Consider the following 12639-nt stretch of genomic DNA (forward strand, 5'->3'; position numbering starts at 1 on the left):
CGCCGCCCGTGTGTTGCTCAGTGCGCCTGGATGTCAGCTCCGAGGAGCGTCGTCCTCGGAACCGTCCTCTTCGTCGCCGTCGCCTTCGGCCGGGGCCTGCGCAGCCTTCGGAGCGTCGGCCTCGTCTTCGTCTTCGACCTCGTCCTCGACCTTGGTCTCAAGCTCGGTCTCGGTGTCAAGCTCGGTCTCGGTCTCGGTCTCGTCCTCATCCTCGACGAGCGCGTCGACGAACTCGACGCCGTCCAGCTCCGCGAGCCGGTCGGAGGCGTCCGTGCTGCCGTCCTTGTCGGACTCGACCGCCTTGGCGAACCACTCGCGCGCCTCGCCCTCACGACCGGCCGCGAGAAGCGCGTCGGCGTACGCGTAGCGCAGACGCGCGGTCCAGGGCTGCACGGAGTTCGACGCGAGCTCCGGACTCTGGAGGGTCACGATGGCGGCCTCCAGCTGCCCCATGTCCCGCCGCGCACCGGCGGCCACGAGCCGCATCTCGACCTGACCGGCCTTGTCCAGCTTCTGCACCTCGGGCGCACCCGCCATGTCCAGCGCCTTCTCGGGCCGCCCCAGACCGCGCTCACAGTCCGCCATGACGGGCCACAGCTCCACGCTGCCGGTCATCCGACGCGCCGCCCGGAACTCGGCGAGAGCCTCGCTGAACTTCTGGTTCGCGTACGCGGCGAAACCGGCCGCCTCGCGTACGGCGGCGACGCGCGACGCCAGCCGCAGGGCGATCTTCGAGTACGCGTACGCGCCCTCGGGGTCCTCGTCGATGAGCCGGGCGACCATCACCAGGTTCCGCGAGACATCCTCGGCAAGCCCCTTGGGCAGGCTCTGGAGCTCCTGCCGTACGTCCTTGTCGATCTCCTCGCCCGTGACGTCATCGGGGATCGGCAGCCGCTTGATCGGCTCACGGTCACGATCCCGCTCGTCACGGAAACGGCCACCACCGCGCCGGTCGTCGCCCCCACGGTCGTCACGGCCGCGGAAGCCGCCGGGGCGCCCGCCCCGGTCGTCACGACGGGGACCACCGCGTTCGCGGTCGTCGCGGCCACGGAAGCCGCCGCCCCGGCTGTCGTCACGGCGGTCGTCCCGCCTGTCGTCGCGCCTGTCATCACGACGGACGGCCGGCCGGTCGCCCTCGCGGCGGTCGTCACGCCGGAAGTCGCCGCGGTCACCACGGTCGTCACGCCGGAAGCCACCGCGATCGCCACTGTCACGACGGTCATCACGACGGAAACCACCACGGTCATCGCCCCGACGATCATCACGCCGGTCATCCCTGCGGTCGTCACGGCGGAAGCCACCACGATCACCGCTGTCACGACGGTCGTCGCGGCGGAAGGCCGGACGGTCCCCGTCGCGACGGACGCCTCGGTCGTCGCCCCGACGATCGTCGCGGCGGTCGTCCCGCCTGTCGTCGCGCCTGTCATCACGACGGACGGCCGGCCGGTCGCCCTCGCGACGGTCGTCACGCCGGAAGCCGCCGCGGTCACCACGGTCGTCACGCCGGAACCCACCACGATCGCCACTGTCACGACGGTCATCACGACGGAAACCACCACGGTCATCGCCCCGACGATCATCACGCCGGTCATCACGCCTGTCGTCCCGACGGAAGCCGCCACCACCACGGTTGTCGTCGCGACGGAAACCACCGCGATCACCGCTGTCACGACGGTCATCACGACGGAACCCACCGCGGTCGTCATCGCGGCGCGGGCGACTGGCATCGTCACGACGGACGGCCGGGCGGTCGCCCTCACGGCGGAAGCCACGGTCACTGTCGCGGTCGTCGCGACGCGGCCCGCTGAGACGGTCGTCTCGACGCGGCCCGCTGGGGCGGTCGTCGCGGCGGAACGGCGGACGACCGCCGCGATCGCCCTCGCGCCGATCATCACGGCCACGGAAGCCACCGCCACCACGGTTGTCATCACGACGGCTGTCATCACGACGGCTGTCATCACGACGGAAGCCGCCGCGGTCGCCGCCTCGATCACCGTCGCGGCGGTCATCACGCCGGCCAAAGCCGCCCCGGTCAGACCCGCCCCGGTCGTTGTCGCGGCGGGGGCCCCCGCGGTAGCCGCCGCGGTCACCACTGTCCCGGCGGCGCTGGTCGCGCTCGGGTCGCTCATCGGGAGAGTTGGTGGACATGGGTGACTCCTGTCTTCGGTACCGCAAGTCATTCTCGCGCAGCCGGGTACCCGGCGCGCTTCGGAAAAACAAAAAAGGACCTCTGGCCCCAGCGAGTCGCTGGGACCAGAGGTCCTCCAAAGATTGTTCGGCGGCGTCCTACTCTCCCACAGGGTCCCCCCTGCAGTACCATCGGCGCTGTAAGGCTTAGCTTCCGGGTTCGAAATGTAACCGGGCGTTTCCCTCACGCTATGACCACCGAAACCCTAATGGTTTCGAGCGAACAAGCACACTCTTCAATTGAATGTTCTGCTCAAAGCCGACAACGGTCGTTGTCTCAGAACTAACACAGTGGACGCGAGCAACTGAGGACAAGCCCTCGGCCTATTAGTACCAGTCACCTCCAGCGGTTGCCCGCCTTCCAGATCTGGCCTATCAACCCAGTCGTCTACTGGGAGCCTTAACCCCTCAAGGGGGTGGGAGTCCTCATCTCGAAGCAGGCTTCCCGCTTAGATGCTTTCAGCGGTTATCCTTTCCGAACGTAGCCAACCAGCCATGCCCTTGGCAGGACAACTGGCACACCAGAGGTTCGTCCGTCCCGGTCCTCTCGTACTAGGGACAGCCCTTCTCAAGACTCCTACGCGCACAGCGGATAGGGACCGAACTGTCTCACGACGTTCTAAACCCAGCTCGCGTACCGCTTTAATGGGCGAACAGCCCAACCCTTGGGACCGACTCCAGCCCCAGGATGCGACGAGCCGACATCGAGGTGCCAAACCATCCCGTCGATATGGACTCTTGGGGAAGATCAGCCTGTTATCCCCGGGGTACCTTTTATCCGTTGAGCGACGGCGCTTCCACAAGCCACCGCCGGATCACTAGTCCCGACTTTCGTCCCTGCTCGACCCGTCGGTCTCACAGTCAAGCTCCCTTGTGCACTTACACTCAACACCTGATTGCCAACCAGGCTGAGGGAACCTTTGGGCGCCTCCGTTACTCTTTGGGAGGCAACCGCCCCAGTTAAACTACCCATCAGACACTGTCCCTGATCCGGATCACGGACCCAGGTTAGACATCCAGCACGACCAGACTGGTATTTCAACGACGACTCCACACTGGCTGGCGCCAATGCTTCACAGTCTCCCAGCTATCCTACACAAGCCGAACCGAACACCAATATCAAACTGTAGTAAAGGTCCCGGGGTCTTTCCGTCCTGCTGCGCGAAACGAGCATCTTTACTCGTAGTGCAATTTCACCGGGCCTATGGTTGAGACAGTCGAGAAGTCGTTACGCCATTCGTGCAGGTCGGAACTTACCCGACAAGGAATTTCGCTACCTTAGGATGGTTATAGTTACCACCGCCGTTTACTGGCGCTTAAGTTCTCAGCTTCGCCACCCCGAAGAGTGACTAACCGGTCCCCTTAACGTTCCAGCACCGGGCAGGCGTCAGTCCGTATACATCGCCTTACGGCTTCGCACGGACCTGTGTTTTTAGTAAACAGTCGCTTCTCGCTGGTCTCTGCGGCCACCCCCAGCTCAAGGAGCAAGTCCTCTCACCAGTGATGGCCCCCCTTCTCCCGAAGTTACGGGGGCATTTTGCCGAGTTCCTTAACCATAGTTCACCCGAACGCCTCGGTATTCTCTACCTGACCACCTGAGTCGGTTTAGGGTACGGGCCGCCATGAAACTCGCTAGAGGCTTTTCTCGACAGCATAGGATCATCCACTTCACCACAATCGGCTCGGCATCAGGTCTCAGCCTTGATGTGCGACGGATTTGCCTGCCGCACGGCCTACACCCTTACCCCGGGACAACCACCGCCCGGGATGGACTACCTTCCTGCGTCACCCCATCACTCACCTACTACCACCTTGGGCCGACGGCTCCACCACTTCCCTTTCCCCGAAGGGTCCGGGACGGCTTCACGGTCTTAGCATTAATGGGCTCGATGTTTGACGCTTCACAGCGGGTACCGGAATATCAACCGGTTATCCATCGACTACGCCTGTCGGCCTCGCCTTAGGTCCCGACTTACCCTGGGCAGATCAGCTTGACCCAGGAACCCTTAGTCAATCGGCGCACACGTTTCTCACGTGTGTATCGCTACTCATGCCTGCATTCTCACTCGTGAACCGTCCACCACTGCCTTCCGGCGCGGCTTCACCCGGCACACGACGCTCCCCTACCCATCACAGCCTCCGTTGGGAGTATTGCTGCAATGACACGACTTCGGCGGTACGCTTGAGCCCCGCTACATTGTCGGCGCGGAATCACTAGACCAGTGAGCTATTACGCACTCTTTCAAGGGTGGCTGCTTCTAAGCCAACCTCCTGGTTGTCTGTGCGACTCCACATCCTTTCCCACTTAGCGTACGCTTAGGGGCCTTAGTCGATGCTCTGGGCTGTTTCCCTCTCGACCATGGAGCTTATCCCCCACAGTCTCACTGCCGCGCTCTCACTTACCGGCATTCGGAGTTTGGCTAAGGTCAGTAACCCGGTAGGGCCCATCGCCTATCCAGTGCTCTACCTCCGGCAAGAAACACACGACGCTGCACCTAAATGCATTTCGGGGAGAACCAGCTATCACGGAGTTTGATTGGCCTTTCACCCCTAACCACAGGTCATCCCCCAGGTTTTCAACCCTGGTGGGTTCGGTCCTCCACGACCTCTTACAGCCGCTTCAACCTGCCCATGGCTAGATCACTCCGCTTCGGGTCTTGAGCGCGCTACTATACCGCCCTATTCGGACTCGCTTTCGCTACGGCTTCCCCACACGGGTTAACCTCGCAACACACCGCAAACTCGCAGGCTCATTCTTCAAAAGGCACGCAGTCACGACGCACTGAGTAAACTCAATGCGCGACGCTCCCACGGCTTGTAGGCACACGGTTTCAGGTACTATTTCACTCCGCTCCCGCGGTACTTTTCACCATTCCCTCACGGTACTATCCGCTATCGGTCACCAGGGAATATTTAGGCTTAGCGGGTGGTCCCGCCAGATTCACACGGGATTTCTCGGGCCCCGTGCTACTTGGGTGTCTCTCAAACGAGCCGTTGACGTTTCGACTACGGGGGTCTTACCCTCTACGCCGGACCTTTCGCATGTCCTTCGCCTACATCAACGGTTTCTGACTCGTCCTGTCGCCGGCAGACGACAGAAGAGAGATCCCACAACCCCCCAAGCGCAACCCCTGCCGGGTCTCACACGCTTGAGGTTTGGCCTCATCCGGTTTCGCTCGCCACTACTCCCGGAATCACGGTTGTTTTCTCTTCCTGCGGGTACTGAGATGTTTCACTTCCCCGCGTTCCCTCCACATGCCCTATGTGTTCAGGCATGGGTGACAGCCCATGACGACTGCCGGGTTTCCCCATTCGGAAACCCCCGGATCAAAGCCTGGTTGACGACTCCCCGGGGACTATCGTGGCCTCCCACGTCCTTCATCGGTTCCTGGTGCCAAGGCATCCACCGTGCGCCCTTAAAAACTTGGCCACAGATGCTCGCGTCCACTGTGCAGTTCTCAAACAACGACCAACCACCCATCACCCCCGGTACAACCCGGAGTTCACTGGGGCCGGCACTGAAGGCAGCCGCATTCGGCCGTACCCTCAGACACCCAACAGCGTGCCCGACCGGATCCCGTCCGGAGATCATGCGTTCCACGCCCCGAGGGGCAGTACTTGCAGCCTCCGACCCGTTGAACCCGGTCGAATAATCAACGTTCCACCCATGAGCAACCACCGTCGAACGTGTGCCGACGTAATGGCCCTGGACCACCGAGCAAGCTCGGCGGCCTAGATGCTCCTTAGAAAGGAGGTGATCCAGCCGCACCTTCCGGTACGGCTACCTTGTTACGACTTCGTCCCAATCGCCAGTCCCACCTTCGACAGCTCCCTCCCACAAGGGGTTGGGCCACCGGCTTCGGGTGTTACCGACTTTCGTGACGTGACGGGCGGTGTGTACAAGGCCCGGGAACGTATTCACCGCAGCAATGCTGATCTGCGATTACTAGCAACTCCGACTTCATGGGGTCGAGTTGCAGACCCCAATCCGAACTGAGACAGGCTTTTTGAGATTCGCTCCGCCTCGCGGCTTCGCAGCTCTTTGTACCTGCCATTGTAGCACGTGTGCAGCCCAAGACATAAGGGGCATGATGACTTGACGTCGTCCCCACCTTCCTCCGAGTTGACCCCGGCAGTCTCCTGTGAGTCCCCATCACCCCGAAGGGCATGCTGGCAACACAGAACAAGGGTTGCGCTCGTTGCGGGACTTAACCCAACATCTCACGACACGAGCTGACGACAGCCATGCACCACCTGTCACCCGACCACAAGGGGGGCACCATCTCTGATGCTTTCCGGGTGATGTCAAGCCTTGGTAAGGTTCTTCGCGTTGCGTCGAATTAAGCCACATGCTCCGCTGCTTGTGCGGGCCCCCGTCAATTCCTTTGAGTTTTAGCCTTGCGGCCGTACTCCCCAGGCGGGGCACTTAATGCGTTAGCTGCGGCACCGACGACGTGGAATGTCGCCAACACCTAGTGCCCACCGTTTACGGCGTGGACTACCAGGGTATCTAATCCTGTTCGCTCCCCACGCTTTCGCTCCTCAGCGTCAGTAATGGCCCAGAGATCCGCCTTCGCCACCGGTGTTCCTCCTGATATCTGCGCATTTCACCGCTACACCAGGAATTCCGATCTCCCCTACCACACTCTAGCCTGCCCGTATCGACTGCAGACCCGGGGTTAAGCCCCGGGCTTTCACAACCGACGCGACAAGCCGCCTACGAGCTCTTTACGCCCAATAATTCCGGACAACGCTTGCGCCCTACGTATTACCGCGGCTGCTGGCACGTAGTTAGCCGGCGCTTCTTCTGCAGGTACCGTCACTTTCGCTTCTTCCCTGCTGAAAGAGGTTTACAACCCGAAGGCCGTCATCCCTCACGCGGCGTCGCTGCATCAGGCTTTCGCCCATTGTGCAATATTCCCCACTGCTGCCTCCCGTAGGAGTCTGGGCCGTGTCTCAGTCCCAGTGTGGCCGGTCGCCCTCTCAGGCCGGCTACCCGTCGTCGCCTTGGTGAGCCACTACCTCACCAACAAGCTGATAGGCCGCGGGCTCATCCTTCACCGCCGGAGCTTTCAACCGCAGACCATGCGGTCCGCAGTGTCATCCGGTATTAGACCCCGTTTCCAGGGCTTGTCCCAGAGTGAAGGGCAGATTGCCCACGTGTTACTCACCCGTTCGCCACTAATCCACCCCGAAGGGCTTCATCGTTCGACTTGCATGTGTTAAGCACGCCGCCAGCGTTCGTCCTGAGCCAGGATCAAACTCTCCGTGAATGTTTTCCCGTAATCGGGACGACACCACGAGAGCGGAACCGTCCGAGGAATAATCGAAACGGTTCACAGCGTCCTCGCTGTGCGCCTGCCAGGCATCGCCCGGCAGGACTTTTTCAAAGGAACCTCGCCACCGGAAGTTTCCGGCAGACGGGGTATCAACATATCTGGCGTTGATTTTTGGCACGCTGTTGAGTTCTCAAGGAACGGACGCTTCCTTTGTACTCACCCTCTCGGGCTTTCCTCCGGGCGCTTCCCTTCGGTCTTGCGTTTCCGACTCTATCAGACTCTTTCGTGTCCGATTCCCGGTCGGCGGGCTGTCATTCGGGCTTTGAGTGCTTTCGCCTCGCGGCCTTTCGACATTCACTACGTTAACCGATTCCCTCCGCAACTCATAATCGAGTTCCGCGAGATTGAATTCAGGCATGCAGGCACGCCGAACTCGCCCCCGCCGAGGGGAAGTCGTAGGTAGTGGGTTGGCCACTCTCGGCTGCTGGCTGAACGCCGTAACCGGTTCAAGCGGCTCGGGCTACATTACGGATCCCCCAGGGACGCGTCAAGTTGAGCGACGGCGTGGCGTATGGGCCCGATAAGGGCTCACCGTCGGGTCGTTGGCGATCCAGAAGCGCCACGGGTGGACGCCCCCGTCGCCGGCCACGCCGGTGCGAGGACCACTGCGTACCTGGTCGGAGTGGACGGGGGTGCCCGTGAGGAGGGTCAGTGGGGAGCCCTCGGGGGCGCAGGCGTCCGTGCCGTCGAGCGATCGGTCCACCCCGAGTGCCGTGGCGAGGCGTGCGGACCCTTTGGCCAGTTCCTTGTCATTTCGGGCTGAGAGTCGACGTTTGCGGGCGCGTTCGGCGCCTGCGATGACCTCGCCGGCCCGTAGCAGCACCGCACTGGCTCTGCCCTCCGGACCGCACACCAGGTTCATGCAGTGCCACATGCCGTAGGTAACGCACTGAACATGTATGTCGTTGCATCATCGGCAGGGCGACGACGAGCAGGAGAGACAGGCAGTGCGAGCGATTATCTACGCCAGGCTCAGCCCGACCCCGAGGGGCGAGGAGTCCAAGGGTGGGAACCTCACGCAACAGGTCGAACTGAGCCAGGCACTGTGCGACCGGAACGGCTGGACGGTTGTAGAGGTCATCACAGAGAAGGACTCTTCGGCGTCGAAGTTCCGCGTCGTTGAGGGCCGCAAGGTGTCGGCTCGCGGTGAAGGCTGGAGGCGCGTGGTCGAGCTGGTTCGTACAGGTACGGCTGATGTCGTCGTAGCCAGGCACTACGACCGCCTCTACCGCACGACACGAGACTTGGTCGAGTTGGTGGACCTGGCCGAGGAGACCGGCGTTCATCTGGCCGCCGCACAGGCCCAGGGAGTCCTGGACTTGGCAACTCCTTCGGGTCGTCTGGCTGCGCGCATCGGCGCTGCGGTGGCCGAGAACGAGACCGAGAACCGAGATGCGAGTAGAGCGTCAGGTGCTCGGTCATCAGCGCCGCAGGGAGTCGGGCAGGCCCTTCTGGAGCACTCGCCCCTTCGGCTTCGAGCGGGACGGCACGCATCGCGAGGAGGAGGCGGAAGCCCTGAGGCAGGCGTACCGGGATGTCCTGGCCGGAGTCTCCCTGTGGTCCATCGCGAAGGACTGGAACGCTCGCGAGCTGCTCTCGCCGCACGGCAAGGAGTGGCGTAGCTCGAACCTCCGGGGCGTCCTCTTGAAGCCGAGGAACGCGGGCATCCAGACGTACTCCCAGTGGGTCGAGAAGCCGGATGGGAGACGCGTACGGGAGACCGAGGAAACCGGCACAGGCAACTGGGAGCCGATCGTCTCCGAGGGCATGTTCCGGGCCCTGGCGCGCTACCTGAGCGACCCTGAGCGCAACACGGGCGGCGGAGGGAAGCGCAAGGCTCTGTTGTCCGGCGTGGTCCGCTGCTCGAAGTGTCAGGCCGTCGTTACGCAGGGTTGGAGCCGGAAGGACGCGGCAGGCGAGCGATACCGCATCTACACCTGTTCGGGTGGCCGGTGCATCACATGCCCAGCAGACCCGCTTGACGCCTACGTGGTCCGGCAGGTCATCTCCCGAGCCGAGGAATGGAACCAGGCTCCGGCCACGGATGCCGCAGACGAGGAGCGCGAGGCCGAGCTACTGGCCGAGGAGGTGGCCACATCCGAGAGGCGTACCGCCCTGGCGGAGATGTTCGCCGTAGGGGACATCGACGCATCGACCATGCGTGCAGGCATCGGCAGGTGTGATGCCGACTTGGGGAAGATCAGGACCGAGCTGGCCGACCTGGCGGCGAAGCGGGTGCGGGTAGATCTGGGGGACGTCGAGTACCTGTGGGAGGAGTTGGACTATGAAGACCCCGACCGGATCGACTACGTGCGAACGGTGGTCATGCAGGTCTGCGAGCGGGTGGAGCTCCTGCCGAGGGGGCGAGGAGTCCGAGGGTTCAAGTCGGATCACTGCCGGATCACTTTCCGGAACCCGTGAGCGATGCGTGACAGCCGAGCGGACGATAGCCAACGACAGGGGCGCCCTACGAGGCGCCCCGTCGTGTCATCACTGCAAGTGGACGACCGTTCCCTCGACGGGCGGCGCGGCGGTTGACGTGGGTGCTCGCCTGCCAGCCGCCATGTCTTAGCAGCCGAGATTCCGCCACGGTTCCAGGGTCCGTCTGCTGTGCCGCAGGTCGCCACGGCGAACCCTATGACCTGGTCACAGGCTTGGCCTGCCTTGTTCGCAGCGGCGGAAGGCGGCAAGGAACTGCGTCTTGCGACGCTTCCTGTGGGGTGATGGGGATTCCTGGAAACGACCGGTGTTGCTCCTCGCCTCACTTGATCCACTTCTCAACGACTGGGGAGGGTTGGCAGGCATCACGCCGGCGACAAGCCGGTGCCGCGAGGCTGGTCAGGTGCAGCCCGTGCTCGCGGCCCTGCTCAAGGCTGTACGAGGCTCTCCCGGGCGCACTTACGCCTCTTCCGCGGGAATGGCCGGCCGTGCCGCGTAGCGGCTGCGCATCGCGTTGCTGGCTGCGGGGCCCGCGGTGAAGACGTAGGCGGTGCTGTCGTCGAGTCGGCGGCCGGTTTTGGCGTCGACGACGACGGGCTCGACTTCCTCGCCGCTGTGCGCGTCGACAAGGATCATGCTGCGCTCCGTCGGCGTGAGGCGGGCATTGCCCCACGCGGCCAGGGCGACGATCACCGGGCGCAGCGAGCGCCCGAGTTCGGTGAGTACGTACTCGTGCCGGACGGGGCTGGTCTGGTAGGGCCGGCGCTCCAGCAGACCGTCCGCGACCAGGGTCTTCAGCCGGGTGGTGAGCATGCTGGAGGAGATGCCCAGGCTCTCCTGGAACTGGTCGAAGCGGGTGTAGCCGTCGAAGGCGTCGTGGAGGATCAGCAGTGTCCACCACTCGCCGACGTGTTCCACCGTCGTGGACAGCGGGCACTCCCGGTCCTCCAGCCTGATCCGGCTTGCCACGGCGACCATCCCCTCAGTTACTGCTAAAGTCGAAGTTATTGGCTTCTATTTTAGCAGTCGAGACGGGACGGCGCATCGTATACCCGCGCCCGGGAACGGAGCACACCGTGAGCACATCCATCAGCGAATCCCTCGAAGGCCGACGCGCTCTGGTCACCGGCGGCACCAAAGGCACCGGAGCCGCGATCGCCCGACGGCTCGCCGAGGCCGGCGCGACCGTGCTGGTCACCGCCCGCAGCCGCCCCGACGACGTCGAGGAGAAGACGTTCATCACCGCCGACCTGTCCACCGCCCAGGGCGCCGCCCACGTCGCCTCCGAGGTGGACGCCCGCGTGGGAGGCGTCGACATCCTGGTCAACACCCTCGGCGGCTCCGAGGCACCGGCAGGAGGATTCGCCGCGCTCAGCGAGGACGACTGGGCCAGGGAGCTGAACACGAACCTGCTGGCCGCCGTCCGCCTGGACCGCGCACTCCTACCGCACATGATCGCCACGGGCAAGGGCGCGGTCGTGCACGTCACCTCGATCCAGCGCCGCATGCCGCTGTGGAACGGCACCCTGGCCTACGCCGCCGCCAAGGCCGCCCTGACCACGTACAGCAAGGGCCTGGCCAACCAGGTCGCCCCGCACGGCGTCCGCGTCAACACCGTCTCACCCGGCTTCGTCCAGACCTCGGCCGCCGACAACCTCGTCGCCCGGATCGCCCACGACGCCGGCATCAGCCAGGAAGCGGCGCTGGGCCGGCTCATGGACTCCCTGGGAGGCATCCCGCTCGGCCGTCCCAACCGGCCCGAGGAGGTCGCCGAGCTCGTCGCCTTCCTCGTTTCCGACCGCGCCTCGGCCATCGTCGGCGCCGAACACGTCATCGACGGCGGCACCACCCCCACCGTCTGAACCCGCCACCACCATCAGGAGCGTCATGCACGACAACCAGCCCCGGACCATCACCCCGGCCGACCTGCCCGAGGTGATCACCCGCTACCTCACAGCGCACCGCGCCCACGACACCGCCACCGCGGTCACGACGTTCACCGACGACGCCACAGTGATCGACGACGGCAACACCTACCAGGGCAGCGCCGCGATTGAGCGGTGGCTGGACCGATCCGCCACCGAATTCACCTACACCATCCACCTCACGAACGCTCAGGAGACCGACACGGCCCACTACATCGCCACACACCACCTCGAAGGGAACTTCCCCGGCGGCACCATCGATCTCCGCTATCGGTTCACGCTGCGCGACGACCTCATCGAACACCTCGCCATCGAACCCTGAGCCCGCTCCCGCACCACCTGTTCCCGCCCACGAGAGAGACCCCACCCACCCCAGACCGTCCCGTCCCAGCCCTCGTGCCCACCCAGCCACCCGACCCAGAGCCAGCCCTCAAGTTGGGCATCCACCCGCAGATCAGCACTTGCACGCCTGAGGAATCAAGGCGAGCAACTCCGGTGCCATCCTCAGCACAGGGTGAGGAGATTCAAAGATCCCCGTCAGGGGCGCGGTAGCGCCCCCCTCGGTCTTACTGGCTTGCTCCTGCCGGCCCCATCCGGGGCCGCATTGTCATTGGCTACTGCGACCGTGGCGGCCGGTAGGCCGCCCCTTCCGCTCCCTCCTTTGTCGCTGTCCCGCCCGCCCTAAGGAAGTCGTTGCTCTTGGTGGGCGGGTGCCGGGCATCATGGTCGTCGTAAGGGGCCGTACACGA

Annotated in this window: 5 protein-coding genes, 3 rRNA genes and 3 pseudogenes; 4 read left to right on the forward strand and 7 right to left on the reverse strand. The window is 63.9% G+C overall.

The features are described 5' to 3' along the window. Positions 1 to 33: 33 nt before the first annotated feature. From AB5J53_RS11865 to AB5J53_RS11890, 6 genes and pseudogenes are all read right to left on the reverse strand, one after another. Positions 34 to 891, reverse strand: a complete 858-nt coding sequence (locus AB5J53_RS11865; RefSeq protein WP_369252177.1) for a hypothetical protein — start codon at positions 889 to 891, stop codon at positions 34 to 36. 387 nt (positions 892 to 1278) lie between these two features. Further along, positions 1279 to 2070 (reverse strand): annotated as a pseudogene (locus AB5J53_RS11870) (hypothetical protein); the annotation flags it as partial. Between the two features lie 203 nt (positions 2071 to 2273). Then, a 5S ribosomal RNA gene (gene rrf / locus AB5J53_RS11875) occupies positions 2274 to 2390 on the reverse strand. Between the two features lie 104 nt (positions 2391 to 2494). Continuing rightward, positions 2495 to 5617 (reverse strand): 23S ribosomal RNA (locus AB5J53_RS11880). Positions 5618 to 5934: 317 nt separating this feature from the next. Then, a 16S ribosomal RNA gene (locus AB5J53_RS11885) occupies positions 5935 to 7460 on the reverse strand. Together the 16S, 23S and 5S rRNA genes form the textbook arrangement of a ribosomal RNA operon. A 553-nt stretch (positions 7461 to 8013) precedes the next feature. Continuing rightward, positions 8014 to 8409: pseudogene (locus AB5J53_RS11890) on the reverse strand (DNA-3-methyladenine glycosylase); the annotation flags it as partial. A gap of 16 nt (positions 8410 to 8425) precedes the next feature. On the opposite strand from AB5J53_RS11890, the pseudogene AB5J53_RS11895 reads away from it, so the two are divergent. Together AB5J53_RS11895 and AB5J53_RS11900 are read left to right on the forward strand one after the other, a co-directional pair. Next, positions 8426 to 8902, forward strand: a pseudogene (locus AB5J53_RS11895) (recombinase family protein); the annotation flags it as partial. 16 nt (positions 8903 to 8918) lie between these two features. Continuing rightward, positions 8919 to 9947 carry a recombinase family protein gene (locus AB5J53_RS11900; RefSeq protein WP_369245593.1) on the forward strand — a complete coding sequence of 343 codons (1029 nt, stop codon included), beginning with the start codon at positions 8919 to 8921 and terminating at the stop codon, positions 9945 to 9947. A gap of 477 nt (positions 9948 to 10424) precedes the next feature. On the opposite strand, the gene AB5J53_RS11905 is transcribed toward AB5J53_RS11900, so the two are convergent. Then, positions 10425 to 10943 (reverse strand): winged helix-turn-helix transcriptional regulator, encoded by a 519-nt coding sequence (locus tag AB5J53_RS11905; RefSeq protein WP_369245594.1) that lies wholly within the window; start codon positions 10941 to 10943, stop codon positions 10425 to 10427. A 98-nt stretch (positions 10944 to 11041) separates the two neighbouring features. On the opposite strand from AB5J53_RS11905, the gene AB5J53_RS11910 reads away from it, so the two are divergent. Then, complete coding sequence (locus tag AB5J53_RS11910; protein ID WP_369245595.1) at positions 11042 to 11827, forward strand: SDR family oxidoreductase; 786 nt, start codon at positions 11042 to 11044, stop codon at positions 11825 to 11827. A 25-nt stretch (positions 11828 to 11852) separates the two neighbouring features. Then, positions 11853 to 12212, forward strand: coding sequence for a nuclear transport factor 2 family protein (locus AB5J53_RS11915; protein ID WP_369245596.1), 360 nt, complete (start codon positions 11853 to 11855; stop codon positions 12210 to 12212). Positions 12213 to 12639: the final 427 nt, after the last annotated feature.

This window comes from Streptomyces sp. R41 (assembly GCF_041053055.1).
Lineage (GTDB): Bacteria > Actinomycetota > Actinomycetes > Streptomycetales > Streptomycetaceae > Streptomyces.

What these genes read in the sequence shown, in the direction of transcription:
- AB5J53_RS11900 (WP_369245593.1), top strand. Translation starts at nt 8,919, where the DNA reads ATGCGAGTAGAGCGTCAGGTGCTCGGTCATCAGCGCCGCAGGGAGTCG.
- AB5J53_RS11905 (WP_369245594.1), bottom strand. Translation starts at nt 10,943, where the DNA reads ATGGTCGCCGTGGCAAGCCGGATCAGGCTGGAGGACCGGGAGTGCCCG.
- AB5J53_RS11915 (WP_369245596.1), top strand. Translation starts at nt 11,853, where the DNA reads ATGCACGACAACCAGCCCCGGACCATCACCCCGGCCGACCTGCCCGAG.